Genomic DNA, 25,695 nt, shown 5'->3' on the forward strand with positions numbered 1-25,695 from the left:
ACCTTGTGTTCAGCGACCGGTTGCCAGGCAACTAAAAACAGGCGGTAGTCTGGCAAGTTCCAAGGCAGGCTTTCAACCAAAGCCCCATCCTTTATGGCCGCCCCGGGCGAAGTACCGCGAGATACTTCGCTCAGAGCCTAGCACTTAGCCCTGCAACGCACTCAAGGTCAGGTCCAGGCACTTGCGGGCCTTGCTCACCAACTCATCGATCTCCTCCTTGGTGATCACCAGGGGCGGAGCAATGATCATGGTGTCGCCCACCGCGCGCATGATCAGGCCGTTGTCGAAGCAGAACTGCCGGCAGATCATGCCGACGCCTTTTCCGACATACCGCGCACGGGTGGCCTTGTCCTGAACCAGCTCGATGGCGCCTAACAGGCCGACTCCGCGAACCTCACCCACCAGCGGGTGATCGTTCAGTTCCCGCAGACGTTTCTGCAAATAAGGTGCCGTTTCCGCCTTGACGCGCTCGATAATTTTTTCGTCGCGCATGATGCGGATGTTTTCCAGGGCCACGGCGGCGGCCACCGGGTGCCCGGAATAGGTGAAACCGTGGTTGAAATCGCCGCCCTCGTTGAGCACCGCCACCACTTCGTCACGTACCACCAGGCCACCCATGGGGATGTAGCCGGAGGTCAGGCCCTTGGCGATGGTCATCATGTCCGGCTTGAGGTCGTAGAAATCGCTACCGAACCACTCACCGGTACGCCCGAAACCACAGATCACCTCGTCGGCGACGAACAGGATGTCGTACTTGGCGAGAATCTCCTTGATTCGCGGCCAGTAGCTGTCCGGCGGCACGATCACCCCGCCCGCACCCTGGATCGGTTCGGCAATGAAGGCGCCGACGTTATCGACGCCGACTTCGAGAATCTTCTCTTCCAGCTGGTTGGCCGCCCAGATCCCGAACTCGTCCGGGGTCATGTCGCCACCTTCGCCGAACCAGTAAGGCTGCGGGATATGCACGATGCCCGGGATCGGCAAGTCGCCCTGTTCGTGCATATAGGTCATGCCGCCCAGGCTCGCGCCGGCCACAGTGGAGCCGTGATAGCCGTTGACCCGGCTGATGATGGTTTTCTTCTTCGGCTGGCCCTTGATCGCCCAGTAGTGGCGAACCATGCGCAGCATGGTGTCATTGCCTTCGGAGCCGGAACCGGTGAAGAACACATGATTCATGCCCTGCGGGGCAACATCGGAGATGGCCTTGGCCAGTTCCAGCGCCGGCGGGTGGGCGGTCTGGAAGAACAGGTTGTAGTACGGCAGCTCGCGCATCTGCTTGCTGGCGGCGTCGGCCAGTTCTTCACGGCCGTAACCGATGGCCACGCACCACAGCCCGGCCATGCCGTCGAGGATCTTGTTGCCCTCGCTGTCCCAGAGGTAAACGCCCTCGGCATTGGTGATGATCCGCGGCCCCTTCTCCTTCAACTGCTTGAAGTCGCTGAACGGTGCCAGGTGGTGCTCGCTGCTGAGGGTTTGCCACTCACGGGTTTGCGGGTTGTTGCTGGTCATTGGAACGCTCCTAGTTTTCCGGTGAGGGCGCCGCCGGTGACGGCGGCGCCCCGCGCATCAGACGGCGAAGAGCAGGAATTCCCGCTCCCACGAACTGATGACGCGCTTGAAGTTTTCATGCTCGGCCCGCTTGACCGCGACGTAGCCAGTGATGAATTTCTTGCCCAGGTATTTCTCGATGGTCTTGCTGTTTTCCATGCGCTCCAGAGCGTCCTCGATGGTCAACGGCAGGCGCAGGTTGCGGCGCTCGTAACCGCGACCGACCACCGGCGCGCTCGGGTTGTGGCCTTCGACCATGCCGATGAAACCGCACAGCAGGCTGGCGGCGATGGCCAGGTACGGGTTGGCGTCGGCGCCCGGCAGGCGGTTTTCCACCCGGCGGTTCTGCGGCCCGGCATCCGGCACACGCAGGCCCACGGTGCGGTTCTCTTCGCCCCACTCCACGTTCACCGGCGCCGAGGTGTCCGGCAGGAAACGGCGGAACGAGTTGACGTTGGGCGCGAACAGCGGCAGCAACTCGGGGATGAACTTCTGCAAGCCGCCGATATGGTTGAGGAACAGCTGGCTCATGGTCCCGTCGTCATTGGAGAACACGTTCTTGCCGGTCTCGATGTCGATGATGCTCTGGTGCAGGTGCATGGCGCTGCCCGGCTCGCCGGTCATCGGTTTGGCCATGAAGGTGGCGGCCACGTCGTGCTTGAGCGCGGCTTCGCGCATGGTGCGCTTGAACACCAGGATCTGGTCGGCCAGGGACAGGGCGTCGCCGTGACGGAAGTTGATTTCCATCTGCGCGGTGCCGTCCTCGTGGATCAGCGTGTCGAGGTCCAGCTCCTGCAGTTCGCACCAGTCGTAGACGTCCTCGAACAGCGGGTCGAACTCGTTGGCCGCTTCGATGGAGAACGACTGGCGACCGGTTTCCGGGCGACCGGAACGGCCGACCGGTGGCTGCAACGGGTAGTCCGGGTCGTCGCTGCGCTTGGTCAGGTAGAACTCCATCTCCGGTGCCACGATTGGCTGCCAGCCGTGGTCGGCGTAGAGTTTCAGGACCTTCTTGAGCACGTTGCGCGGCGACAGCTCGATCGGGTTGCCCTGCTTGTCGTAGGTGTCGTGGATCACCTGGGCGGTCGGTTCGATGGCCCAGGGCACGAGGAATACCGCGTTCTGGTCCGGGCGGCAGACCATGTCGATGTCGGCCGGGTCCAGCAGTTCGTAATAGATGTCGTCTTCGACATAGTCGCCGGTCACCGTCTGCAGCAGCACGCTCTCGGGCAGGCGCATGCCTTTTTCGGCGATGAACTTGTTGGTTGGCGAGATCTTGCCCCGGGTGATCCCGGTCAGGTCGCCAATCATGCATTCGACTTCTGTGATCTTGTGGTCTTTCAACCAATCGGTGAGCTGGTCGAGGTTGTTACTCATAAATGCCTCTAGGCGTGAGTTTCCTGGCTCTTATAAGCCAGGTTTTTGTGACGCATCGGCGTCGCGTTGCATTACCCGCTTGCGACAGGCATCGCCAAATGCCTGGAAGATGGCGAGGTAGTGAGGGTTAGAGCTTACCTGCCATTCAGGGTGCCATTGCACCCCCAAAGCAAAAGCCTTGCCTCCCTCGATCGGCGCGCCCTCGACGGAGAAGGCTTCGATCAACCCGTCGGGTGCCAGGGCCTCTATCTTCAGGCCCGGCGCCAGACGTTCAACGCCTTGGCCATGAATCGAATTGACTTCAATCTGCGCCGGCAGGCCGAGACCGGCCAGCACCCCGCCCGGCTGCACATGCAGCGCATGGGCCGGACCGTATTGCACCTCCACCGGCTGGCTATCGTCCTCGCGGTGGTCCATGAACGGGCCCGCTTCGTGAACCCGCTGATGCAGGCTGCCGCCGAAGGCCACGTTCATTTCCTGAAAGCCGCGGCAGATCCCCAGTACCGGAACTCCGGCCGCCACCGCGGCGCGGATCAGCGGCAGGGTGCTGGCATCACGGGCAGGATCATGTGCGGTTCCCGGCGCGCTGGCGGGACCTCTATAGTGAAAAGGCTCGATATTGGAGGGTGAACCGGTAAAGAGGATGCCATCCAGACCGTCCAGAATATCGGACGGGCTCAGAATATCGGCCAGGGACGGGAGGATCATGGGCACGCCCTTGGCTGCTACAGCCACTGCGCGGACGTACTTGTCGCCACTGATGTGATAAGCATGCAGACCGATCTGCCTGGAGCAGGCGGTGACGCCGATTAACGGCAGGCGAGACATGAAACACCCCGGTATTATTGCTGTTATGGGTTTAAATCGAGCTTAGCCTTGTTCATTTTTTTACACAACACCCCCGTAAAAAATACAACACGGCCCGCTCAAGGCCGCGGCAGCCAAGCCCTTCGAAGCCAGAAAAGCGCCCCAAAAATGCCCCGCAAGCGCTTTTTTAGGGCAAAAAAGGCCTCGCTTGACTTCGGCATGCCGTTCGGGTTGACTGAAACCTGAAAAGATCAATGATTGATATTTTTAACAACAAAGGTGTTGCATCATGTCGGTACCCCCGCGTGCCGTTCAGCTTAACGAAGCGAACGCGTTCCTTAAGGAACATCCTGAGGTTCTGTACGTTGACCTTCTGATTGCGGATATGAATGGTGTGGTGCGCGGCAAGCGCATCGAACGCACCAGCCTCCACAAGGTTTACGAGAAAGGCATCAACCTGCCGGCCTCTTTATTTGCCCTGGATATCAACGGCTCGACGGTGGAAAGCACCGGCCTGGGCCTGGACATCGGCGACGCCGATCGAATCTGCTATCCAATTCCCGATACCCTGTGCAATGAACCCTGGCAGAAGCGCCCTACCGCGCAACTGCTGATGACCATGCACGAACTCGAAGGCGACCCTTTCTTCGCCGACCCGCGCGAAGTGCTGCGTCAAGTCGTGGCCAAGTTCGACGAGCTGGGCCTGACCATCTGCGCCGCGTTTGAACTGGAGTTCTACCTGATCGACCAGGAAAACGTGAATGGCCGGCCACAACCGCCACGCTCGCCGATCTCCGGCAAGCGCCCGCATTCGACCCAGGTCTACCTGATCGACGACCTCGACGAATACGTCGACTGCCTGCAGGACATTCTCGAAGGCGCGAAAGAACAAGGCATCCCGGCCGACGCCATCGTCAAGGAAAGTGCTCCGGCGCAGTTCGAAGTGAACCTGCACCACGTCGCCGACCCGATCAAGGCCTGCGACTATGCGGTACTGCTCAAACGTCTGATCAAGAACATCGCCTACGACCATGAGATGGACACCACCTTCATGGCCAAGCCTTACCCAGGCCAGGCGGGTAATGGTCTGCACGTCCACATTTCGGTCCTGGACAAGGACGGCAAGAATATTTTTGCCAGCGAGGATCCCGAGCAGAACGCCGCACTGCGTCACGCGATCGGCGGTGTGCTCGAGACCCTACCGGCGCAGATGGCTTTCCTCTGCCCGAACGTCAACTCCTACCGTCGTTTCGGCGCGCAGTTCTACGTGCCGAACTCGCCGAGCTGGGGCCTGGACAACCGCACCGTCGCCTTGCGCGTACCGACCGGCTCCGCCGACGCGGTCCGCCTGGAACACCGTGTGGCCGGCGCCGACGCCAACCCGTACCTGCTGATGGCTTCGGTCCTGGCAGGCGTGCACCACGGTCTGGTCAACAAGATCGAGCCGCCGGCGCCGACCGAAGGCAACAGCTACGAGCAGAACGAGCAGAGCCTGCCGAACAACCTGCGCGACGCACTGCGCGAGCTGGACGACAGCGAAGTCATGGCCAAGTACATCGACCCGAAATACATCGATATCTTCGTGGCCTGTAAAGAAAGCGAGCTGGAGGAGTTCGAACACTCGATCTCCGACCTCGAATACAACTGGTACCTGCACACCGTGTAAGCGGCTGTAGCAAAAAACGACGCCACAGGCCGCAAAGGCCCGTGGCGTTTTTTTATGGCCGCCTTGCGGCGGATCGCGGGCAAGCCTCGTACAATGCCCGCTGCCCCGCAGGAGACTCCCATGACACGCGTAGCCACCCCCCGCAAACCCCGCGCACGCAGCCAGGCCCGGATCGACTCGATACTCGATGCCGCCCGCACCCTGCTTGCCGCCGAGGGTGTGGCCAGCCTGTCGATCTACAGCGTGGCCGAGCGCGCACAGATTCCGCCCTCCTCGGTCTATCACTTCTTCGCCAGTGTCCCCGCCCTGCTCGAAGCCCTGACCGCCGACATCCACGCCGCATTCCGCGCCTGCCTGCAAGAGCCCATCGATCATGCGGCCCTGAGCAGTTGGCACGACCTGTCGCGGCTGGTCGAACAGCGCATGCTCGCCATCTACAGTGCCGACGCCGCGGCCCGCCAGCTGATCCTGGCCCAGCACGGTCTCACCGAGGTCACCCAGGCCGACCGCCAGCACGACATCGAACTGGGCGACCTGATGCATAAGCTGTTCGACCAGCACTTCCAGCTGCCGGCGCTGCCGGCGGACGTCGATGTGTTCGCCCTGGCCATGGAACTGGGCGACCGTGTCTACGCGCGCTCGGTCCAGCAGCATGGACAGATCACCGAGCGCATGGCCGAGGAAGGCATGCGGGTGTTCGATGCCTACCTGGGGCTGTACCTGCCGCCCTACCTGCCCAAGCGCGAGATACCGCGGACGGGCTGACGCCCTATCGCGAGCCAGCTCGCTCCTACAAAGGTTAGCGCCATCCTTGGAGCAAGCTTGCTCGCGATGGCGGCCTTGACCTCTCAACACCGCTCAAGCCCTGCCCCACAAAAAAGCCCCGAAAGGCTCACACCATCCGGGGCCGGTTGTCGCGCACCGATCACAACTTGGCGATCGACACCTCGGTGGATTTCACGAACGCGATCACTTCGCTGCCGATCGCCAGTTCCAGCTCCCGCACCGAACGGGTGGTAATCACCGACGTGACGATGCCGGAGGCGGTCTGCACGTCGATTTCCGAGAGCACATCGCCTTCGACGATGTCCTTGATGGTGCCTTTGAACTGGTTGCGAACGTTGATGGCCTTGATAGTCATGATGTTGATTCCTGTCGTGGTAGAGGGTGTGAGGTTGTTTACTGGGCCCAGCGCAATTGCGTGGGCAAGGGTGAAACGGGTTCCGGCTCGGGTGGCGAGCCGGGCAGCGATAACACGCGGTTGAGTACTTCGGCTTCCAGCGCCGCCAGTCGATGGGAGCCACGCACCCGTGGGCGCGGCAGCTCCACCAGCAGATCGAGACCGACCTCGCCTTCTTCGATCAGGATCACCCGGTCGGCCACCGCCACCGCTTCGCTGACATCGTGGGTCACCAGCAGGACGGTGAAGCCATGCTGCTGCCACAGGCGCTCGATCAGTTGCTGCATCTCGATCCGGGTCAGGGCATCCAGCGCGCCCAGGGGCTCGTCCAGCAGCAACAGGCGCGGCTGGTGAATCAGTGCCCGGGCCAGGGCCACGCGCTGCTTCTGGCCGCCGGACAAGGCGGCCGGCCACTCATTGGCGCGATCGGCCAGGCCCACCGCCTCCAGGGCTTCCAGGGCCTGGGGGCGCCAGTCGCCCTTGAGGCCCAGGCCGACGTTGTCGATGACTGTCTTCCAGGGCAGCAGGCGCGCCTCCTGGAACATCAAGCGGGTGTCCTCGATGGCCTGGCTCAGCGGCGCGGCCCCGGCCAGCAGTTCGCCGCCAGTGGGTTTGTCGAGGCCGGCCAGCAAGCGCAGCAAGGTGCTCTTGCCGCAGCCGCTACGGCCGACCACCGCGACGAATTGCCCGGCCGGAATATGCAGGTCGATCTCGCGCAGCACCGTGCGCGAACCGAAGGTCTTTTGCAGCTTGCGCACCACCAGCGGAATGCCGCGCAGCAGGCGTGGAGGTTGTTGAGCCGTCATTGCGCACCGCCCTTGGCCACTTGATAGGCCGGATGCCAACGCAGCCAGGCACGTTCCAGGCCGCGCGCGGCGAGGTCCGCCAGTTTGCCGAGCACGGCGTACATGACGATGGCCAGCACCACCACATCGGTCTGCAGGAATTCCCGGGCGTTCATCGCCAGATAACCGATGCCGGAGCTGGCGGAGATGGTTTCCGCGACGATCAGCGTCAGCCACATGAAGCCCAGGGCAAAGCGCACGCCCACCAGGATCGAAGGCAAGGCGCCGGGCAGGATCACCTGGCGGAACAGGGCGAAGCCTGCCAGGCCATAGCTGCGCGCCATTTCCACCAGCGCCGGGTCGACGTTGCGGATGCCGTGGTAGGTGTTCAGGTAGATCGGGAACAGGGTGCCCAGGGCCACCAGGAAAATCTTCGCCGACTCGTCGATGCCGAACCACAGGATCACCAGGGGAATCAGCGCCAGGTGCGGCACGTTGCGGATCATCTGCACCGAGCTGTCGAGCAGGCGTTCGCCCCACTTCGACAGGCCGGTGATGAAGCCCAGGGCCAGGCCGATGCTGCCGCCGATCAGGAAGCCGATCGCCGCGCGCCAGCCGCTGATCGCCAGGTGGGTCCAGATTTCGCCGCTGCGCACCAGGCCGACCCCGGCTTCGATCACCGCGCTGGGTGCCGGCAGGATTCGCGTCGACAGCCAGCCGGCCGAGACCGCCAACTGCCACACCGCCAGCAACAGCAGCGGCAGGGCCCAGGGTGCCAGGCGATGGCACAAGGATTGTCTGTTCATGGCCACGCCTCAGCTCTGGGACGCAGCTTTGGGAATGATGTCGTTGGCGACCATTTCGCCGAACGGGCTGACGTACCCGGCGCCCTTGGGCAGCTCGGGACGCTCGATATCCAGGTGCGGGAACAGCAGCTCGGCCACCCGGTACGACTCTTCCAGGTGGGGATAACCGGAGAAGATAAAGGTGTCGATACCCAGGTCCGCGTACTCCTTCATCCGCGCCGCCACGGTCGGGCCATCGCCGACCAGCGCGGTGCCCGCGCCACCCCGTACCAGGCCGACACCGGCCCAGAGATTGGGGCTGACTTCCAGTTTGTCGCGGCGCCCGCCGTGCAGGGCCGCCATGCGCTGCTGGCCGACCGAGTCGAAGCGCGCCAGGGAAGCCTGGGCCCGGGCGATGGTGTCGTCGTCCAGATGGGAGATCAGGCGTTCGGCCGCTTGCCAGGCTTCGGCGTTGGTTTCACGCACGATCACGTGCAGGCGAATGCCGAAGCGCACACTGCGCCCCTGCTTGGCGGCCTTGGCGCGGACCTGCTCGATTTTCTCGGCCACCGCGGCCGGCGGTTCGCCCCAGGTCAGGACCATCTCCACCTGCTCGGCGGCCAGGTCCTGCGCGGCTTCCGAGGAGCCGCCGAAGTACAACGGCGGACGCGGTTGCTGGAGCGGCGGATAGAGCAGCTTGGCGCCCTTCACGCTGATGTGCTGGCCGTCGTAGTCGACGGTTTCGCCTTCCAGCACCCGACGCCAGATACGGGTGAATTCCACCGAAGCCTGGTAGCGCTCTTCATGGCTGAGGAACAGGCCGTCGCCGGCCAGTTCGTCCGGATCGCCACCGGTCACCAGGTTGAACAGCGCCCGGCCGCCGGACAGGCGATCCAGGGTTGCCGCCTGGCGTGCCGCCACCGTCGGGGAAATGATCCCGGGGCGCAGGGCGACCAGGAATTTCAGGCGCTGGGTCACCGGGATCAGCGAGGCCGCCACCAGCCAGGAATCCTCGCAGGAACGCCCGGTGGGGATCAGCACGCCGCCGAAACCGAGGCGGTCGGCCGCCTGGGCGATCTGCTGCAGGTAACCGTGGTCGACGGCGCGAGCGCCTTCGGCGGTGCCAAGGTAATGACCGTCGCCGTGGGTAGGCAGGAACCAGAAAATATTGAGGCTCATGGAGTTGTCTCCTAAGGGGATCGAGTTACGGCGCTTTGGCAACGGCGGCTGGAGGCGTCCAGATCACGTCTTTGATGTTCAGGGGCTTGGGAATCAGCTTGAGCAGGTGGAAGCTGTCGGCGATTTTCTGCTGGGCCGCCACCACGTCCGGGGTCAGGAAGTTCGCGCCATACCCCTGGCGTTTCACCGAGGTCAGGGTGATGTCCGCCGGCAGGCCGAGCAGTGGCGCCACCTGCTGGGTCACCTCGTCCGGGTTGGCCTTGGACCATTCGCCCACCGCGCGCACTTGCTCCACCAGGGCCTTGATCACCTCGGGGTGTTGTTGCGCGTAGGGTTTGGTCGCCAGGTAGAACTGGTGGTTGTCGACGATGCCGCTGCCGTCACGCAGGGTGCGGGCTTGCAGCTGCTTCTCGGCCGCCGCCTGATAGGGGTCCCAGATCACCCAGGCATCGACGCTGCCACGCTCGAAGGCGGCGCGGGCATCGGCGGGCGGCAGGAATACGGTCTGGATGTCGCTGTACTTGAGGCCGGCGTCTTCGAGGGCGCGGACCAGCAGGTAGTGCACGTTGGAACCCTTGTTGAGAACCACCTTCTTGCCCTTGAGCTCGGCTACCGATTTGATCGGCGAGTCCTTGGGCACCAGGATCGCTTCGCTGGTCGGCGCCGGTGGCTCGTAGGCCACGTACAACAGGTCGGCGCCGGCGGCCTGGGCAAATACCGGCGGGGTCTCGCCGGTGACACCGAAGTCGATGGAGCCGACGTTCAGCCCTTCCAGCAGTTGCGGGCCACCGGGGAACTCGGTCCATTGCACCTGCACGCCCTGCTCCGCCAGGCGCTTCTCCAGCGAGCCCTTGGCCTTGAGCAGCACCAGGGTGCCGTACTTCTGATAGCCGATACGCAGGGTCTCGGCCGCTTGGGCTTGAACGATGGCGCCGAAGGACACAGCCGCAGCAAACAGAGCGACCAGACCACGACGCAAAATCACAGGGCGCATGGCGCTCTCCTTTTTGCGGTTGGGTTTTGGCTGCACCTGCTAGGCCGTTGGCGGCTAAGTAAGGCGAGTGATGCAAATTCCGGGTGGGGCTCAAATGCTCCAGCGAGCACTCAACAAACGGTCATTCAACAGATTCGGGTCCAGCGGCTTGGGACGCCGCGCCATGGCGCCGTGGAACTGTTCCAGGGCTTCGCGCAGACGCTGTGCCAGTGCCGGCGCCAGCTGCGCCTGGGCACTGCCTTCGCCATAGGCGATCTGGCTGTCCTCGGCGAAGATGCCCTGGAGCATCTCCTGGGCCTTGAGGGCCGACAGCACCGGCTTGAGCGCGTAGTCCACCGCCAGCATGTGGGCGATGCTGCCGCCCGTGGCCATCGGCAGCACCACCTTGTGGTTCAGGGCGCGTTCCGGCAGCAGGTCGAGCACGGTTTTCAGCGCGCCGGAAAACGATGCCTTGTAGACCGGCGTGGCGATCAGCAAGCCGTCGGCCTGTTCGATCTGTTGCAACAGGTCGATCACCATCGGGCTGTCGAAGCGCGCGTGGAGCAGATCCTCGGCCGGGAAATCCCGGACCTGATAGTCGACCACTTCCACACCTTGTTGCTGCAACCAGCGTTTGGCGTGTTCCAGCAGCACCCCGGAGCGGGAGCGTTGGCTGGGACTGCCACCGAGTGAGACGACCAGCATGCAGAGGTTTCCTTTAGCGGTAATGGGCGATTCGCGGTTTGCGATCTCGCTGAGCTGAGCAGACCTTAACAGCCTATTCATATATCCATAAATCTTATTTATTCATTTGTTTATTCTTTAAATGAATATAAGAAAAGCCATTCTCCAGGCAAAAAACAGGCCGTCGAAACGGCCTTAAAACCCCTGCTTTGTGGAAGCGGTACATGACCCGCAAGCGGCGGCAATGCCGGTTCGCGCCTGCAGGCCCTTGGTGTCAGCGATTCGGTTGTGGCGTCAGGCGCAGGTAGGGTTTGACCGCGCGATAACCCTTGGGGAAGCGTTTCTTGATTTCCTCTTCGTCCTTGAGCGACGGCACGATCACCACTTCGTCACCGTCCTGCCAGTTGGCCGGGGTGGCCACCTTGTAGTTGTCGGTGAGCTGCAGCGAGTCGATCACCCGCAGGATCTCGTGGAAGTTGCGCCCGGTACTGGCCGGGTAGGTGATGGTCAGGCGCACCTTCTTGTTCGGGTCGATGACGAACAGCGAACGCACGGTCAGGGTGTCGTTGGCATTCGGGTGGATCAGGTCGTACAGGTCGGAGACCTTGCGGTCGGCGTCGGCCAGGATCGGGAAGTTGACGAGGGTGTTCTGGGTTTCGTTGATGTCCTCGATCCACTTGTGGTGCGAGTCCACCGGGTCCACCGACAGGGCAATGGCCTTCACGCCGCGCTCGGCGAACTGGTCCTTGAGCTTGGCGGTGAACCCCAGCTCGGTGGTGCACACCGGGGTGAAGTCCGCCGGGTGGGAAAACAGCACGCCCCAACTGTCGCCGAGCCACTCGTGGAAACGAATCTTGCCAGCACTGGAATCCTGTTCGAAGTCGGGGGCGATGTCGCCAAGTCTGAGGCTCATGTTGCTGCTCCTGTGAGTGCGTTATGAGCCCCACTGTGCCTGCGCCTGGGAATATTTAAAAAGAATAAATATCGATTTATTTAGACGATAAGTGAATATTAAAAATCTCTTCACTGGATTCGCGCACACCCAGGGCACACCATCCTCGACAAGGTTCGAGAAGGCCTTGAGTAGCTGTAAAGAGGGGTTTCAGGGAGGACCTGCGGGGGTGGGTCCGACCTGGATGACAACACCTCGCCCGGCATTGCGCCGGGCGAGGTTTCAACGTCGGATTACAACAGCGGGATCGAGTAGCTGACGATCAGGCGGTTTTCGTCCTGCGAGCGCTGGCCCGGAATGTCGTTACGCCACATGGCGTTTTTCCAGGTCAGGCCCAGGTTCTTCAGCGGACCTTCCGGAATCACGTAGGCCACGGTCAGGTCGCGTTCCCACTCGCTGGCGTTGGTAGCCGAAACGGAACGCTGAGGGGTAACGGAACCCTCTTTGCCAGTCGTATCGATGTTGTCGCCACGCAGATAGATCACACCGGCAGTCAGGCCAGGCAGACCTACCTTGGCGAAATCGTAGGAGTAGCGAGCTTGCCAGGTACGTTCACCAGCACGGGCGAACTTGGCGATCTGCATGTCAGTCGTCAGGTAAGCCGACGAACCGTCACCCTGGTTCAGCCAAGGGAAATCGCTGTCACCGTTACTCACCTGATAGCCACCACCGAAGGTATGGCCGGCAACCGAGTACAGGAACAGGCCGCTGATCAGGTTGTTATCAACCTTGCCCTTGGTGATGCCGGTACCGTAGTCACCGGTGGTGTAGTAGGCCGGATCGTGGCCGTTGGCACCGTCGTCACGGCTGTTGAAGTAGCGCAGGTCAGACTTCAATACACCCGGGCCGATAGCCCAGTTGTGCAGCAGGCCAACGAAGTGCTGCTTGTAGAAGTCTTTCAGGTTGCCGTAGTAGTACTGGGCGGTCAGATCTTTAGTGATCTTGTAGTCACCACCACCGTAGATGAACTTGTTGCTGTCACGACCAGCAGCGGTGTGAGCGTTGGCGCCCGCAATCGACAGCTCTTCGTTGTTGCTGGAGTTACGCCCCTTGGCATGCTCGATCTGACCACCCACCAGTGTCAGGTCCTTGATGTCGTTCGAGGTGATCTGACCGCCCTGGAAGGTTTGCGGCAGCATACGACCATCGTTGGTCACGATGACTGGCAGTTTTGGCTGCAGGGTGCCGAGCTTCAGTTCGGTCTGGGAGATCTTGGCTTTGGCGGTCAGGCCCAGGCTGGAGTAGTTATCGACCGCTTTGCCGTTGGACTCGCTCGGGAAGACGGTGCCGCCATAAGAGGTAGCAGAGGCGCCGTTGGTGCCGCCGCCCGAATCCAGCTTGATGCCCAACAGGCCGATGGCGTCGAGACCGAAACCGACGGTGCCTTCGGTGTAGCCGGAAGTGAAGTTGAGCTGGAAGCCCTGGCCCCACTCTTCCCACTTTTTCTGTGCGCCGGACGCCTTGGTGTCGGCATCGCGGTTATCGGTATTGATATAGAAGTTACGCAGACCCAGAGTGGCCTTGCTGTCTTCGATGAAACCGGCGGCGCCTGCCTGCTGCGCCAGAACCCCAACGGCCACAGCCAGGGCCAAGGTGGACTTGTTCATGTTTCGCTCCTCTCGTTTCTAATTCTTGTGTACTCAGGCCCAGGGTCTGCTGCCCCGGGTCCATCGGTGGGCGATTAGCGCCAGACCGTGACCCATAAGTCAATCGTAACCAACTGTGTCTACGACCAAGGTCTAATCGCGGTGATTGGGTTCTTGCAGGGTAATGAACTTCTCATAATCCCAAAAAGAATTATTTCATCCTTTTTCATACCATTCAGGAATATATACAGGCATGCTCATTCGAGCCGTGGCACAAGGTATCGGCACCCCATTTAATTCCTGAATGGTATTTCCCCACTGATCTTTAGATCGATCAGTTAAAACATAAGCCAGATACGTCAACCAGTATCGAAAAGGCGACGCAATAATGGCTAGGCGCCGATAGTCCCGTCAATTTGTTACAGTTTTTGTATCGCACGCATTTATTTTTCTGAAACATAAATCAAGCTCGGCAGCGAAAGCGAAAAACCCGCTCCTGTCAAGAGCGGGTTGCCGAACGGGATGAAGCTCAGAGGGCTTTTTCGAAGATTTTCGAGTTGCGCTGGTAGTTGTACAGCGAGGCCCGCGCGGACGGCAGGCGCTCGACGCTGCTAGGGGCAAAACCGCGCTCACGGAACCAGTGAGCGGTACGGGTGGTGAGGACAAACAGGGTTTTCAGGCCCTGGGCCCGGGCCCGGGTTTCGATCCTTTCCAACAGTTCGTCGCCGCGGCCGCCGTGGCGGTATTCCGGGTTCACCGCCAGGCAGGCCAACTCCCCGGCGTCGGAGTCGGCGATCTGGTAGAGCGCGGCACAGGCGATGATCATCCCCTCGCGCTCGACTACGCTGAACTGCTCGATCTCACGCTCGAGCACCTCGCGGGAACGCCGCACCAGAATGCCCTGCTCTTCCAGCGGACTGATCAGATCCAGCAGACCGCCGACGTCCTCGATGGCCGCCTCGCGGACCCGTTCGAATTGCTCCTGGGCCACCAGCGTACCGCCACCGTCACGGGTGAACAGTTCGGTCAGCAGCGCGCCGTCTTCGGCGTAACTGACGATATGGCTACGCCCTACGCCCCCCCGGCAAGCCTCGGCCGCGGCATCCAGCAGCTCCGCCTGATAGTTGCTGCCCAGGCGCTGCAAGTGCGCCGGCACCTGTTGCGGACGCAACTCGCGCACCAGATTGCCGCTTTCATCCAGCAGGCCACGCTCGGCGCCGAACAGCAGCAGCTTGTCGGCAGCCAGGTCGATGGCCGCGCGGGTGGCGACGTCTTCGCAGGCGAGGTTGAAGATTTCCCCGGTCGGCGAATAGCCCAAGGGCGACAGCAGGACAATCGAGCGCTCGTCCAGCAGACGGTTGATGCCCTTGCGGTCGACCCGGCGCACTTCACCGGTGTGGTGATAGTCGATGCCTTCGAGCACGCCGATCGGCCGGGCGGTCACCAGGTTGCCGCTGGCGACCCGCAGCCGCGAGCCCTGCATGGGCGAGGACGCCATGTCCATGGACAGCCGTGCTTCGATGGCGATGCGCAACTGGCCGACGGCGTCGATCACGCATTCCAGGGTCGCCGCATCGGTGATGCGCATGCCGTGGTGGTAATGCGGGGTCAGGCCGCGCGCGGCCAGGCGGGCTTCGATCTGTGGACGCGAGCCATGCACCAGCACCAGGCGCACGCCCATGCTGTGCAGCAGCACCAGGTCATGGACGATGTTGCCGAAGTTCGGATGTTCTACGCCGTCGCCGGGCAGCATGACCACGAAGGTGCAGTCGCGGTGGGCATTGATATAAGGAGAAGCGTGACGAAGCCAATTGACGTAATCGGGCATAACCTGAGCCTGTAAATAAGAAGCAGCCTATAAAAGGACGAAACGGGAAAACGCACAGCGGGCTGGTGGTTATCGTCGGAACAGGCTTGGCGACACGCTCGCTCTCCTTGAGGTACGGGCTTGGCCGTCGGTGATTTAGTAGAAATCAGGCCGGCGTCAGGCAGTAATGGTTAATCAGTTCACGTAGTAGATGCACGGTAGGCTGCAAGCGTGACATTTCGAGGTATTCCCCCGGCTGGTGAGCACAGGCGATGTCGCCCGGGCCCAGCACCACTGTTTCGCAGCCAAGGCGCTGAAGATAAGGCGCTTCGGTGCCGAACGCCACTGCTTCGGCGCGATGCCCGGTCAGGCGCTCGGCCACCCGCACCAGTTCGCAGTCTTCGGCTTGCTCGAAGGCCGGTGCTTCGGGGAACAGCGGCGCATAGTCGATCTTCACCTGGTGCCGCTCGGCCACGGGCTCCAGCTTCTGCCGGATGGCCGCCCGCAGCGCCTGCGGGTCCATGCCTGGCAACGGCCGCAGGTCGAATTCCAGCGAGCATTGGCCGCAGATGCGGTTCGGGTTGTCGCCACCGTGGATACACCCAAGATTCAGGGTCGGCTGCGGCACACTGAACTGCGGGTTGCGAAATTCGCGCTGCCACGCCAGGCGCAAGCCGCGCAGCTCGCCGATGGCATCGTGCATGGCTTCCAGGGCGCTGTGCCCCAGGCTCGGGTCGGAGGAATGGCCGCTGCGCCCGAGAATATCGATGCGCTCCATCATCACGCCTTTGTGCATGCGGATCGGCCGCAACCCGGTCGGCTCGCCGATCACCGCAGCGCGCCCCAACGGCCGGCCGGCTTCGGCCAGGGCCCGGGCGCCGGCCATGGAGCTTTCCTCGTCGCAGGTGGCGAGGATCAGCAAAGGTTGTTTGAAGGGCTGCTCCAGCAGCGGCCGGACCGCCTCGATGACCAGGGCAAAAAAACCTTTCATGTCGCAGCTGCCCAGGCCGACCCAGCGCCCGTCGACCTCGGTGAGCTTCAGCGGGTCGGTCTGCCACAGCGCGCCGTCGTAGGGCACGGTGTCACTGTGCCCGGCCAGCACCAGGCCGCCGGGGCCGCTGCCGAAGCTGGCGAGCAGATTGAACTTGCCGGGGCTGACCTGCTGGATGTCGCAGGCAAAACCCAGGTCGCCGAGCCAGCTCGCCAGCAGATCGATGACCGCACGATTGGACTGATCCAGCGCCGGCTGGGTACAGCTGACCGAAGGTGTGGCAATCAGCGCAGCGAACTGCTCTTTCATGGACGGCAATGGCATGCGCTGGCTCCCGGGTTCAAAGATGAAGTCCATCATAGAGCCATCCTGCGGCAGGAATAAACCGCCACGGCACCTCGACGCGGCGAGTCCTGTACACTGCACGACCTTGGCAGCCACACATTCCCCCGGCTGCGCTCCCGATCCTGGATTTTCCGGCCATGCAGAAAGAAACCGAAATCAAACTCCGCGTCAGCCGCGAAACCCTCGCCGCCCTGCGTGAGCACCCGCTCCTGAAAAAACGCAACAAAAGTGGCTGGGAACACCGCGAACTGATGAACCAGTACTTCGACACGCCCGAGCGCGACCTGGCCCGCGCCAAGGTCGCCCTGCGCCTGCGCCGCGACGGCGAAGAAGTGATCCAGACCCTCAAGACCCGCGGCCAGAGCGTCGCCGGCCTGTCGGAACGCAACGAGTACGACTGGCACCTGGCCAAAGCCAAGCTCGACCTGAAGAAACTCGACGGCGAATGCTGGCCCGAGCAACTGGCCGGGCTGGACAAGAAAACCCTCAAGCCGATCTTCACCACCGACTTCGTCCGCGAACGTGCGGAAATCGCCTGGGGCCGCGGCAAGGCCAAGGTGGTGATCGAAGCCGCCCTGGACCTGGGCCACGTGATCGCCGGCAAGCAGAAGGAAGAGATCTGCGAGCTGGAACTGGAACTGCGCGAAGGCGAACCGGCCGCCCTGCTGGACCTGGCCGCCGAACTGGCCGCCAGCCTGCCGCTGATGCCCTGCGACATCAGCAAGGCCGAGCGCGGCTACCGCCTGTTCGACGCCAACAGCTACTCCCTGAGCCTGCCCGCCCCGGAACTGAGCGCGGAAACGTCGCTGGACGACGCCTTCGCGGCACTGACCTGGCACCTGCTGGGCAGCAGCCAGCGCCTGGCCGAGCAATATCGCTTCAACGGTCACTGGCGTTTGCTGCAGGACTGGGTCGAGAACCTGGCGGAACTGCGCGCCCTGGTCAGCAGCCTGGGCCAGGCCGCGCCGCGCCAGGCGACCGCCGAGTTGCGCGCGTCGCTGGACGGCCTGCTGGAAGACTGGCGCCCGCTGGTGCAAGCCGGCCTGGACGACGAAGACGTGCGCAAGGCCGCACCCGAGCAGTTCATCGAAGAGCTGCAGGATGTGCGCTGGGGCTTGTTCTCGCTGAACACCTCGCGCTGGTTGCTGGCCCGTAGCTGGACCGCCGAGCGCAATACCCGTGGCAACCGCCAGGGTGCGGCGCAACTGGGCAGCTGGTTGCCGCGCCTGCTGGCCGACGAAGCCAGCGCCCTGCAACTGCCCCGCTACCAGCAACAGCCGGAAGACCTGGCCGAGCAGTTGCCGCGCATCGAACGCATCCAGTCCTGGCTGCATCACGCGCGTCACGTGCTGGAGATCCCGGAGCTGGACCGTCTGTACGGCGAGTTGAACAAGCTGGCGCAACTGGCCAACGAGCCGATCACCGACGAAGCCCTGGATGCCCGCAAGCAACAGGCGATCACGGTGTTCCAGAACCGCGCGTGGAAGACCTTGCTGCGCATGTAAGAGCTTCATCGCGAGCGAGCTCGCTCCTACAGGAAAGCGCTCTGTGTAGGAGCGAGCTTGCTCGCAATGGCCGCAGCCGCATCAACGCAGAACAGGCAAACTCGTCGTGGACTTGATCTCCGACAGCGCCACGATCGAATTCACTTCCTGAATCCCCGGCACCATCGACAGTTTCTCGAAGAAGAAACGCTCGTATGCCTCGATGTCCGCCGTGACGATGCGCAGCAGGAAATCCACCGCGCCCATCAGCACATAACACTCCAGCACCTCCGGAAAACCGCGGATCGCCTCGGTGAACTCGGTGAAGTTGGAACGGCCGTGGGCGTTGAGTTTGACCTCGGCGAAGATCTGCGTGTTGAGGCCGATCTTCTTGCGGTCGAGCAAGGTCACCTGGCCACGGATCACCCCCTCTTCCTTGAGCCGCTGGATCCGCCGCCAGCAAGGTGACTGGGACAACCCCACCTGCTCGGCGATCTGCGCGCTGGACAGCGAAGCGTCCTCTTGCAGCAGGGCCAGGATGCGGCGGTCGTAGGCGTCCAGTTCGCTATGCATAGATATTCCCCAATAACCAAAAAATACGAATCACATGATTCGACAACTTCGAAAATACCCCCATCTTAGATAAGAAATACCTGCAACCGAATGTAAAAATTTCTCCATTGATCCGGAGAATCCCATGCCCCCTCTCGAAGCCGTCAGTTCCCGCGCCGATGTGTGGAATGTCGCCAACACCCATTGCCGGGTGCATTACCAACTGGTCACCGATGCCGAAGCCGATGTGCTGTGCCGGGTGCTCAATCATTTCGCCCTGCAGTCCCTGCTGCCGCAACAGGTCCAGGTGCAACAGCAGGACGGTTCGCTGCTGATGGAAGTGCTGCTCGACGGCCTGAGCTGGCACCGTGCGCAAGTCATCGCGGAAAAACTGCGCAACCTGGTCAGCGTGTGCTCGGTACAACTGCAACTCGCCGAGCGCGAGCCACTGCAGGCCGCCGGCTGAGGACGCCTGGCAAAACCCTGCAATGCTTGGGCGACTGACGGTCGCCATCCCGGGACTATTCTTGGCATTGCGTGGTCAGAGGCGCATCTAACCCGCCCGCTGCCGGATTGTTCACAAGGAGCCCGCATGTCCGTTCCTCTCGTTACCCAGGACCGCTGGCTGGATCTCAACGATCTGCTGCGCGACCTGGTCGCCCAGGGTTTCATCAGCCAGGACTCGGCCGAACACGCCCTGACCACCCGCCGCAACGCCGCCAACAGTCAGCTGCACCCGCTGGAGTTTCTCGCCAGCCAGCACCTGGACGACCTCCGCCGGCCCGGCAAACGCCTGGACCTGGAAAGCCTGACCCTGTGGCTGGCGCAACAGGCCGGCCAGGCGTACCTGCGCATCGACCCACTGAAAATCGACGTCGCCGCCGTCACCCCGCTGATGTCCTACGCCTTCGCCCAACGCCACAAGATCCTCGCGGTGTCGATCGACGCCGAAGCCGTCACGGTGGCCAGCGCCCAGCCTTACGTCAGCGCCTGGGAAGCCGACCTGACCCATGTGCTGAAACTGCCGATCAAGCGGGTGGTGGCCAACCCGGTGGAAATCCAGCGCCTGACCGTGGAATTCTTCCGCCTGGCCAAGTCGGTCACCGGGGCCAGCGCCGACCAGAAAAGCAACGCCCCGGGCAACTTCGAACAACTGCTCAACCTCGGCGCCAGCGATCAGGAGCCCGACGCCAACGACGCGCACATCGTCAATATCGTCGACTGGCTGTTCCAGTACGCGTTCCAGCAGCGGGCCAGCGATATCCACATCGAGCCGCGCCGCGAGCAAGGCACCGTGCGCTTTCGCATCGACGGGGTGCTGCACAACGTCTATCAGTTCCCGCCCCAGGTCACCATGGCCGTGGTCAGCCGCCTGAAGAGCCTGGGCCGGATGAACGTCGCGGAAAAACGCAAACCCCAGGACGGCCGGGTCAAGACCAAGACCCCGGAAGGCGGCGAAGTGGAGTTGCGCCTGTCGACCCTGCCTACGGCTTTCGGCGAGAAAATGGTCATGCGCATCTTCGACCCCGAGGTGCTGCTCAAGGACTTCGACCAGCTGGGGTTCTCCAGCGATGACCTGCGGCGCTGGCAGGAAATGACCCGCCAGCCCAACGGCATTATCCTGGTCACCGGCCCCACCGGTTCGGGCAAGACCACCACCCTGTACACCACCCTGAAGAAACTGGCGACGCCGGAGGTCAACCTCTGCACCATCGAGGACCCGATCGAGATGGTCGAGCCGGCGTTCAACCAGATGCAGGTCCAGCACAACATCGAGCTGACCTTCGCCAGCGGCGTGCGCGCGCTGATGCGCCAGGACCCGGACATCATCATGATCGGCGAGATCCGCGACCTGGAAACCGCGGAGATGGCGATCCAGGCCGCCCTCACCGGCCACCTGGTGCTGTCGACCCTGCACACCAACGATGCGCCCGGCGCCATCAGCCGCCTGCTGGAGCTGGGCGTCGCGCCCTACCTGATCAAGGCCACGCTGCTCGGGGTCATGGCCCAGCGCCTGGTGCGCACCCTGTGCCCGCACTGCAAGACCCCGCTGACCCTGGACGAAGGCGACTGGCAAAACCTGACCCGGCCCTGGCAGGCACCGCTGCCCAGCCATGCCCACGGCGCCACCGGTTGCCTGGAATGCCGCGATACCGGTTACCGGGGCCGCGCCGGGGTGTATGAAATCATGCAGTTGAGCGACAGCCTCAAAGCCCTGATCAGCGCCGACGCCGACCTGCTCGCCATACGCCGCCAGGCCTTTTTGGAAGGCATGCGCAGCCTGCGCCTGTCCGGGGCGCAGAAAGTCGCGGCCGGACTGACCACCCTCGAGGAGATATTGCGGGTAACGCCACAAAGCGAGCAGCGATGAGCCGTCCGGCTACCAGTCGAGGACACCCAACCCGGTATTGGGCTTGATCCACAGCACCGCGCCGTTCTCCCTGCGTTGCTGTATCGAACGCCCGGCATCGAGCGTTTCCCCCGTGCGCAGGTTCTGCGCGGAGTCCGATTTGCTCGGGCTGAACATCAGGGTACCCGGCGTGTCCTGGCGAACCCTCATGCGGTGGGGGTAGTGCCAATCGCCCAGGGTCAGGTCTTGCGCCAGTTGCCCGCTCCAACGTCCCGGTTGCCGCTGCTTGTCGAGATCCAGGCTCAGGCTCGACAGCGCTATCCCCTGGATAACCACCGCCGGTGAAGCCAGACCGATGGTGTCGATGCTGAACCTGCCGTCGTACTGCCTGACCTCGCTGGAGCTCGGCCACTTCACCCCTGCCACATCGGCCCCGGTCACCAGGGTGCATTCAGAGAAGCGCCAGCGGCTCGGCTGCAAGCGGTCCGCGTCGGCAATGTCCAGCGTTACCCAGGTGCCGCCGGCGCAGGGCCAGCCCGCGACGACCTGGTCACGGCTCAGCAGCATCTTTGAGAAAGGGCCGCTGCCGTACATCTGCAACTCTGTAACCTCCACACCGTTGATGGTGTGTGGTGCAGCGAATTTGGCGTAATAGAGACTGCGCAGTCCGTGAGGTTGCGGCTGGCCTTGCGAATCCAGAGGTTCAAGTGTTTCCAGATTCAGCTTGGCACCTGCGGGCAACGGCAGGCCATCAAGCTGTACGTCCTGCTCAAGTTGCGGATGGAGCGCCTTACTCAATTGATCGTCACGGTGGATTTTCCACAGTGTGCAAACCACGATGATTGCGCATACCCCTGCAAGCGCACCGAAGTGCAGGGGCTGACGACGCATCCGGTTTCGGAAGGCCGGAATGAGCAAGGCTATCAGCAGCAAGGGCAGTCCGATAAAGGACAGCAACACCAGGTTCAGCAGGGTTGCGTAGATCATCGCGCCAAAAATCAAGGCCAGCATCCGTGCAGTCGAGAAAGTCGCCCATGGTGGCAAATGCCGCCCCTGCGTTCCAGTACATCGGCTTGGTAGCGAGGAGCGGCGGCCGCTCCTGAAGAGGTCGTTCAGCCCCTGTCCACGCCGGCGAAAGCTTGTTGGAGCAGCAGGGAACTCAATCGGGCCAACGCCTATCAAAGGGCTCAGTTTTCCCCCTAGCTGGAGTCACCCACCATGCGTTTCAAAACAGCTGTCGCCACCCTGGCCCTGCTTTCCCTGCCTGTAGGTTCGGCAATGGCCGACAGCTTCTGGCGTAACATCCTTTCCACCGGCGCCACCACCGCTTCCACCTACCTGACTTCCAAGGATCACAAGTTGATCGTCGCCGCCCAGGACGACGCCAGCAGCTTCGTCGCCAGTGAAGGCAACATCCGCGGTCCGTACCTGGAAGCCGCGATGCAGAAAGTCCGTGCCGACAACCCGGGCCTGCAGGCCACCGACATGGAGCTGGCCAACGCCATCCTGGCGAAAAACGCCGTCGCCCAGCAGTGACCGCCAGCCTGTAGCCAGGCTGACGCAACGAAAAATGCCGCTCACAAGAGCGGCATTTTTTTGCCCGCCGTTCGAGCTCAGCGATAGGCATCCACCGGTACGCAGGCGCAGAACAGGTTGCGGTCGCCGTAGACATTGTCGACCCGGTTCACCGTCGGCCAGTACTTGTGCGCCCTGGCATGGGGGCTGGGGATGACCGCCTGCTCGATGCTGTAGGGCCGCTCCCAGACCCCGGCAATGTCCGCCAGGGTATGGGGCGAGCGCTTGAGCGGGTTGTCTTCGGCCGGCCAGTTGCCTTCCTGGACTTGGGCGATCTCGGCGCGAATGCTCAGCATGGCCTCGATAAAGCGGTCCAGCTCGGCCTTGGATTCGCTTTCGGTGGGCTCCACCATCAGCGTGCCCGGCACCGGGAACGACATGGTCGGCGCATGGAAGCCGTAGTCCATCAGGCGCTTGGCCACGTCCTCTTCGCTGATGCCGGTCTGCGCCTTGAGCGGCCGCAGGTCGAGAATGCATTCGTGGGCGACCCGACCATTGCGCCCGCTGTAGAGCACCGGAAAGGCCCCGCTCAGGTGTTCGGCCAGGTAGTTCGCGGCGAGAATCGCCACCTCGCTGGCATCCGCCAGTTGCGGTCCCATCAGGGCGATATACATCCAGCTGATCGGCAGGATGCTCGCGCTGCCCCAGGGCGCCGCGCTGACTGCGCCGTTCTGCGGCAGCGGTCCGTCGATGGCCACCACCGGGTGGTTGGCCACGAACGGCGCCAGGTGCTCACGCACGCCGATCGGCCCCATTCCCGGCCCGCCCCCGCCGTGGGGAATGCAGAAGGTCTTGTGCAGGTTCATGTGGGAAACGTCGGCACCGATGTCGGCCGGCCGCGTCAGCCCGACCTGGGCGTTGAGGTTGGCGCCGTCCATGTACACCTGGCCGCCGTGGCTGTGGATCACCTCGCAGATCTCGCCGATGCCCTCCTCGTACACCCCATGGGTCGACGGATAGGTGACCATCAGGCACGCCAGGTGTTCGCCCGCGGCCAGGGCCTTGTCTTTCAGGTCTTGCAGATCGACGTTGCCGGCGTCGTCGCAATCGACGATCACCACCTGCATGCCGGCCATCTGCGCCGAGGCCGGGTTGGTGCCGTGGGCCGAGGCGGGAATCAGGCAGATATTGCGCGCTCCCTGCTGGCGGCTCTCGTGGTATTTGCGGATCGCCAGCAACCCGGCGTACTCGCCCTGGGCCCCGGAGTTGGGCTGCATGCAGATCGCGTCGAAGCCGGTAATGGCGCATAACCAGCGTTCAAGTTCCTCGATCATCAGCGAATAGCCGAGCGCCTGCTCCGGCGGGACAAAGGGGTGCAGGTTGGCGAAGCCGGGCCAGGTAATGGGGATCATCTCGCTGCTGGCATTGAGCTTCATGGTGCAGGAGCCCAGCGGGATCATCGACTGGTTCAGCGCCAGGTCCTTGTTCTCCAGCTGCTTGAGATAGCGCAGCATCTCGGTTTCGCTGTGATGGCTGTTGAACACCGGATGGCTCAGGTAAGGCGTGCTGCGCAGCAGATCCTGGGGAATGCCCGGGACCAGGCTTTCAGCGTCCAGTTGCGCCACGTCCAGCCCGTGGTCGGCGCCGAGGAACACATCGAACAGGCGGGCAACGGTACTCTCGTCGCAGGTTTCATCCAGGCTCAGGCCCAGGTGCCCGCGCCCGAGGATCCGCAGATTGATCTGTGCGGCCTTGGCGCTCTCGATAATCGCCGTCTGGCTGCCGCCGACCTCCAGCGTCAGGGTGTCGAAGAACTGCCGGTTCAGCCGCTCGATGCCCTTGCGCTCAAGGCCGGCGGCGAGAATGCAGGTCAACCGGTGGACACGCTGGGCGATGCGCCGCAGACCTTCCGGGCCGTGATAGACCGCGTAGAAACTGGCGATATTGGCCAGCAGCACCTGGGCGGTACAGATGTTCGAGTTGGCCTTCTCGCGGCGGATATGTTGCTCGCGGGTTTGCAGGGCCATGCGCAGCGCCACGTTGCCCCGGGCATCCCTGGACACGCCGATGATCCGCCCCGGAATCGCCCGCTTGTACTCCTCGCGGCTGGCGAAGAACGCCGCGTGGGGCCCGCCGTAACCCATGGGCACGCCAAAACGCTGGGACGAACCGAACACCACGTCGGCCCCCAGCTCGCCCGGCGGCGTCAGCAGCAACAGGCTCAACAGGTCGGCGGCCACGCAGGCCAGCGCCTGCTGCGCGTGCAGGTGATCGATCAGCGGCCGCAGGTCGCGAATCTCGCCATGGGTGTCCGGGTACTGCAACAAGGCGCCGAACACCTGGTGTCGCTTGAGGTTGTCCAGGGTGTCGACCACCAGTTCGAAGCCGAACCCTTCGGCGCGGGTCTGCACCACCGAGAGGGTCTGCGGATGGCAGTTCTGGTCGACGAAGAACAGATTGCTTTTCGACTTGGCCACGCGCTTGGCCAGGGCCATGGCTTCGGCGGCGGCCGTGGCTTCGTCCAGCAGCGAAGCGTTGGCCAGCTCCAGGCCGGTGAGGTCGATGGTCAGTTGCTGGAAATTGAGCAGGGCTTCGAGCCGGCCCTGGGCGATTTCCGGTTGGTAGGGTGTGTAGGCGGTGTACCAGCCGGGATTTTCCAGCACGTTGCGCAGGATCACCGTGGGGGTCAGGGTGCCGTGATAACCCATGCCGATCAGGCTGGTCCAGACCTGGTTCTGCTCGGCATAACCGCGCAGCTTGGCCAGGGCGGCCTGCTCGTCCAGCGCCGGCGGCAGGTCCAGCGGACGGTTGAAACGGATGCCCGGCGGCACCGTCTGCTCGATCAGCTCGACCCGGCTGCCCAGGCCCAGGCTGTCGAGCATCGCTTGCTGCTCGGCGGCGTCGGGCCCAAGGTGACGCCGCAGAAAGGCATTGGGATCGCGTAACTGGCTCAAGGACGGCAACTGGGACATGACGGGCTCTCTCTCAGGCGGCGCTCGGCGTCGATGGAACACGGTCAAAGCAGCATAGCAGCCGATCCCGGACGCCGACGGTGTGGCAGCCCGGGCGAACCGGTAGCATGATGCTCGACTCCGGCGCGGCCCGCCGCCCTGCCTCGACTTCTGCTTA

Annotated in this window: 22 protein-coding genes; 6 read left to right on the forward strand and 16 right to left on the reverse strand. The window is 63.0% G+C overall.

Features of this window, described 5'->3' with window-relative positions; genetic code table 11:
- Positions 1–144: 144 nt before the first annotated feature.
- The 3 genes from IF690_RS28440 to IF690_RS28450 are packed head-to-tail and all read right to left on the reverse strand — an operon-like array spanning position 145 to position 3,753.
- Positions 145–1,509, reverse strand: coding sequence for an aspartate aminotransferase family protein (locus tag IF690_RS28440; RefSeq protein ID WP_124325733.1), 1,365 nt, complete (start codon positions 1,507–1,509; stop codon positions 145–147).
- A gap of 57 nt (positions 1,510–1,566) precedes the next feature.
- On the reverse strand, positions 1,567–2,925 hold the full coding sequence (locus IF690_RS28445) for a glutamine synthetase family protein (protein ID WP_023967923.1): 1,359 nt from the start codon (positions 2,923–2,925) through the stop codon (positions 1,567–1,569).
- 30 nt (positions 2,926–2,955) lie between these two features.
- Positions 2,956–3,753: a gamma-glutamyl-gamma-aminobutyrate hydrolase family protein gene (locus tag IF690_RS28450; RefSeq protein WP_202698301.1), complete on the reverse strand. Its 798-nt coding sequence runs from the start codon at positions 3,751–3,753 to the stop codon at positions 2,956–2,958.
- A gap of 268 nt (positions 3,754–4,021) precedes the next feature.
- Between IF690_RS28450 and IF690_RS28455 the strand changes: the two genes are divergently transcribed.
- On the forward strand, positions 4,022–5,398 hold the full coding sequence (locus IF690_RS28455; protein WP_202698302.1) for a glutamine synthetase family protein: 1,377 nt from the start codon (positions 4,022–4,024) through the stop codon (positions 5,396–5,398).
- A gap of 120 nt (positions 5,399–5,518) precedes the next feature.
- A complete protein-coding gene (locus IF690_RS28460; protein ID WP_202698303.1) occupies positions 5,519–6,163 on the forward strand; it encodes a TetR/AcrR family transcriptional regulator in 645 nt (214 codons plus the stop codon).
- A 160-nt stretch (positions 6,164–6,323) separates the two neighbouring features.
- On the opposite strand, the gene IF690_RS28465 is transcribed toward IF690_RS28460, so the two are convergent.
- From IF690_RS28465 to argE, 10 genes are all read right to left on the reverse strand, one after another.
- Complete coding sequence (locus tag IF690_RS28465) at positions 6,324–6,539, reverse strand: TOBE domain-containing protein (protein ID WP_023967920.1); 216 nt, start codon at positions 6,537–6,539, stop codon at positions 6,324–6,326.
- A 38-nt stretch (positions 6,540–6,577) separates the two neighbouring features.
- Positions 6,578–7,384, reverse strand: coding sequence for an aliphatic sulfonates ABC transporter ATP-binding protein (gene ssuB, locus IF690_RS28470; protein WP_202698304.1), 807 nt, complete (start codon positions 7,382–7,384; stop codon positions 6,578–6,580).
- The gene (gene ssuC, locus IF690_RS28475) at positions 7,381–8,169 is read right to left on the reverse strand and encodes an aliphatic sulfonate ABC transporter permease SsuC (protein ID WP_502710159.1); all 789 of its coding nucleotides are present in this window, start codon (positions 8,167–8,169) and stop codon (positions 7,381–7,383) included. The genes ssuB and ssuC overlap by 4 nt, the downstream gene beginning before the upstream one ends.
- 9 nt (positions 8,170–8,178) lie before the next feature.
- A complete protein-coding gene (ssuD, locus tag IF690_RS28480; RefSeq protein WP_202698306.1) occupies positions 8,179–9,327 on the reverse strand; it encodes an FMNH2-dependent alkanesulfonate monooxygenase in 1,149 nt (382 codons plus the stop codon).
- A 25-nt stretch (positions 9,328–9,352) separates the two neighbouring features.
- Complete coding sequence (locus tag IF690_RS28485; RefSeq protein ID WP_023967917.1) at positions 9,353–10,321, reverse strand: sulfonate ABC transporter substrate-binding protein; 969 nt, start codon at positions 10,319–10,321, stop codon at positions 9,353–9,355.
- 90 nt (positions 10,322–10,411) lie between these two features.
- A complete protein-coding gene (ssuE, locus tag IF690_RS28490; protein ID WP_202698307.1) occupies positions 10,412–11,005 on the reverse strand; it encodes an NADPH-dependent FMN reductase in 594 nt (197 codons plus the stop codon).
- Between the two features lie 253 nt (positions 11,006–11,258).
- Positions 11,259–11,897 carry a peroxiredoxin gene (locus tag IF690_RS28495; protein ID WP_009051386.1) on the reverse strand — a complete coding sequence of 213 codons (639 nt, stop codon included), beginning with the start codon at positions 11,895–11,897 and terminating at the stop codon, positions 11,259–11,261.
- Between the two features lie 272 nt (positions 11,898–12,169).
- The gene (locus tag IF690_RS28500; protein WP_202698308.1) at positions 12,170–13,543 is read right to left on the reverse strand and encodes an OprD family porin; all 1,374 of its coding nucleotides are present in this window, start codon (positions 13,541–13,543) and stop codon (positions 12,170–12,172) included.
- Positions 13,544–14,051: 508 nt separating this feature from the next.
- Positions 14,052–15,350: an amino-acid N-acetyltransferase gene (gene argA, locus IF690_RS28505; RefSeq protein ID WP_202698309.1), complete on the reverse strand. Its 1,299-nt coding sequence runs from the start codon at positions 15,348–15,350 to the stop codon at positions 14,052–14,054.
- A gap of 145 nt (positions 15,351–15,495) precedes the next feature.
- Entirely contained in the window at positions 15,496–16,644 is a 1,149-nt protein-coding gene (gene argE / locus IF690_RS28510) for an acetylornithine deacetylase (protein ID WP_202701765.1), read from the reverse strand.
- Positions 16,645–16,802: 158 nt separating this feature from the next.
- Here argE and IF690_RS28515 point away from each other — a divergent pair, with 158 nt between their 5' ends.
- Positions 16,803–18,170 (forward strand): CYTH domain-containing protein, encoded by a 1,368-nt coding sequence (locus IF690_RS28515; protein WP_202698310.1) that lies wholly within the window; start codon positions 16,803–16,805, stop codon positions 18,168–18,170.
- Positions 18,171–18,251: 81 nt separating this feature from the next.
- Here the strand turns inward: IF690_RS28515 and IF690_RS28520 are convergent, their stop codons facing one another.
- Entirely contained in the window at positions 18,252–18,722 is a 471-nt protein-coding gene (locus IF690_RS28520; protein ID WP_007928270.1) for an Lrp/AsnC family transcriptional regulator, read from the reverse strand.
- A gap of 124 nt (positions 18,723–18,846) precedes the next feature.
- Here IF690_RS28520 and IF690_RS28525 point away from each other — a divergent pair, with 124 nt between their 5' ends.
- Positions 18,847–19,167, forward strand: a complete 321-nt coding sequence (locus IF690_RS28525) for an ACT-like domain-containing protein (RefSeq protein ID WP_009051391.1) — start codon at positions 18,847–18,849, stop codon at positions 19,165–19,167.
- A 126-nt stretch (positions 19,168–19,293) separates the two neighbouring features.
- Positions 19,294–21,072 (forward strand): type IV pilus assembly ATPase TfpB, encoded by a 1,779-nt coding sequence (gene tfpB, locus IF690_RS28530; RefSeq protein ID WP_202698311.1) that lies wholly within the window; start codon positions 19,294–19,296, stop codon positions 21,070–21,072.
- 9 nt (positions 21,073–21,081) lie between these two features.
- On the opposite strand, the gene IF690_RS28535 is transcribed toward tfpB, so the two are convergent.
- Entirely contained in the window at positions 21,082–22,062 is a 981-nt protein-coding gene (locus IF690_RS28535) for a hypothetical protein (RefSeq protein ID WP_202698312.1), read from the reverse strand.
- Between the two features lie 207 nt (positions 22,063–22,269).
- Between IF690_RS28535 and IF690_RS28540 the strand changes: the two genes are divergently transcribed.
- Entirely contained in the window at positions 22,270–22,587 is a 318-nt protein-coding gene (locus IF690_RS28540; protein WP_202698313.1) for a DUF2388 domain-containing protein, read from the forward strand.
- A gap of 77 nt (positions 22,588–22,664) precedes the next feature.
- Here the strand turns inward: IF690_RS28540 and gcvP are convergent, their stop codons facing one another.
- Positions 22,665–25,538: an aminomethyl-transferring glycine dehydrogenase gene (gene gcvP, locus IF690_RS28545; protein WP_202698314.1), complete on the reverse strand. Its 2,874-nt coding sequence runs from the start codon at positions 25,536–25,538 to the stop codon at positions 22,665–22,667.
- Positions 25,539–25,695 lie beyond the last annotated feature (157 nt).

Origin of the sequence: Pseudomonas sp. SK3(2021), from assembly GCF_016772375.1 — a bacterium.
Lineage (GTDB): Bacteria > Pseudomonadota > Gammaproteobacteria > Pseudomonadales > Pseudomonadaceae > Aquipseudomonas > Aquipseudomonas chlororaphis_I.

What these genes read in the sequence shown, in the direction of transcription:
- IF690_RS28440 (WP_124325733.1), bottom strand. Translation starts at nt 1,509, where the DNA reads ATGACCAGCAACAACCCGCAAACCCGTGAGTGGCAAACCCTCAGCAGC.
- IF690_RS28445 (WP_023967923.1), bottom strand. Translation starts at nt 2,925, where the DNA reads ATGAGTAACAACCTCGACCAGCTCACCGATTGGTTGAAAGACCACAAG.
- IF690_RS28450 (WP_202698301.1), bottom strand. Translation starts at nt 3,753, where the DNA reads ATGTCTCGCCTGCCGTTAATCGGCGTCACCGCCTGCTCCAGGCAGATC.
- IF690_RS28455 (WP_202698302.1), top strand. Translation starts at nt 4,022, where the DNA reads ATGTCGGTACCCCCGCGTGCCGTTCAGCTTAACGAAGCGAACGCGTTC.
- IF690_RS28460 (WP_202698303.1), top strand. Translation starts at nt 5,519, where the DNA reads ATGACACGCGTAGCCACCCCCCGCAAACCCCGCGCACGCAGCCAGGCC.
- IF690_RS28465 (WP_023967920.1), bottom strand. Translation starts at nt 6,539, where the DNA reads ATGACTATCAAGGCCATCAACGTTCGCAACCAGTTCAAAGGCACCATC.
- ssuB (WP_202698304.1), bottom strand. Translation starts at nt 7,384, where the DNA reads ATGACGGCTCAACAACCTCCACGCCTGCTGCGCGGCATTCCGCTGGTG.
- ssuC (WP_502710159.1), bottom strand. Translation starts at nt 8,169, where the DNA reads ATGAACAGACAATCCTTGTGCCATCGCCTGGCACCCTGGGCCCTGCCG.
- ssuD (WP_202698306.1), bottom strand. Translation starts at nt 9,327, where the DNA reads ATGAGCCTCAATATTTTCTGGTTCCTGCCTACCCACGGCGACGGTCAT.
- IF690_RS28485 (WP_023967917.1), bottom strand. Translation starts at nt 10,321, where the DNA reads ATGCGCCCTGTGATTTTGCGTCGTGGTCTGGTCGCTCTGTTTGCTGCG.
- ssuE (WP_202698307.1), bottom strand. Translation starts at nt 11,005, where the DNA reads ATGCTGGTCGTCTCACTCGGTGGCAGTCCCAGCCAACGCTCCCGCTCC.
- IF690_RS28495 (WP_009051386.1), bottom strand. Translation starts at nt 11,897, where the DNA reads ATGAGCCTCAGACTTGGCGACATCGCCCCCGACTTCGAACAGGATTCC.
- IF690_RS28500 (WP_202698308.1), bottom strand. Translation starts at nt 13,543, where the DNA reads ATGAACAAGTCCACCTTGGCCCTGGCTGTGGCCGTTGGGGTTCTGGCG.
- argA (WP_202698309.1), bottom strand. Translation starts at nt 15,350, where the DNA reads ATGCCCGATTACGTCAATTGGCTTCGTCACGCTTCTCCTTATATCAAT.
- argE (WP_202701765.1), bottom strand. Translation starts at nt 16,644, where the DNA reads ATGCCATTGCCGTCCATGAAAGAGCAGTTCGCTGCGCTGATTGCCACA.
- IF690_RS28515 (WP_202698310.1), top strand. Translation starts at nt 16,803, where the DNA reads ATGCAGAAAGAAACCGAAATCAAACTCCGCGTCAGCCGCGAAACCCTC.
- IF690_RS28520 (WP_007928270.1), bottom strand. Translation starts at nt 18,722, where the DNA reads ATGCATAGCGAACTGGACGCCTACGACCGCCGCATCCTGGCCCTGCTG.
- IF690_RS28525 (WP_009051391.1), top strand. Translation starts at nt 18,847, where the DNA reads ATGCCCCCTCTCGAAGCCGTCAGTTCCCGCGCCGATGTGTGGAATGTC.
- tfpB (WP_202698311.1), top strand. Translation starts at nt 19,294, where the DNA reads ATGTCCGTTCCTCTCGTTACCCAGGACCGCTGGCTGGATCTCAACGAT.
- IF690_RS28535 (WP_202698312.1), bottom strand. Translation starts at nt 22,062, where the DNA reads ATGCTGGCCTTGATTTTTGGCGCGATGATCTACGCAACCCTGCTGAAC.
- IF690_RS28540 (WP_202698313.1), top strand. Translation starts at nt 22,270, where the DNA reads ATGCGTTTCAAAACAGCTGTCGCCACCCTGGCCCTGCTTTCCCTGCCT.
- gcvP (WP_202698314.1), bottom strand. Translation starts at nt 25,538, where the DNA reads ATGTCCCAGTTGCCGTCCTTGAGCCAGTTACGCGATCCCAATGCCTTT.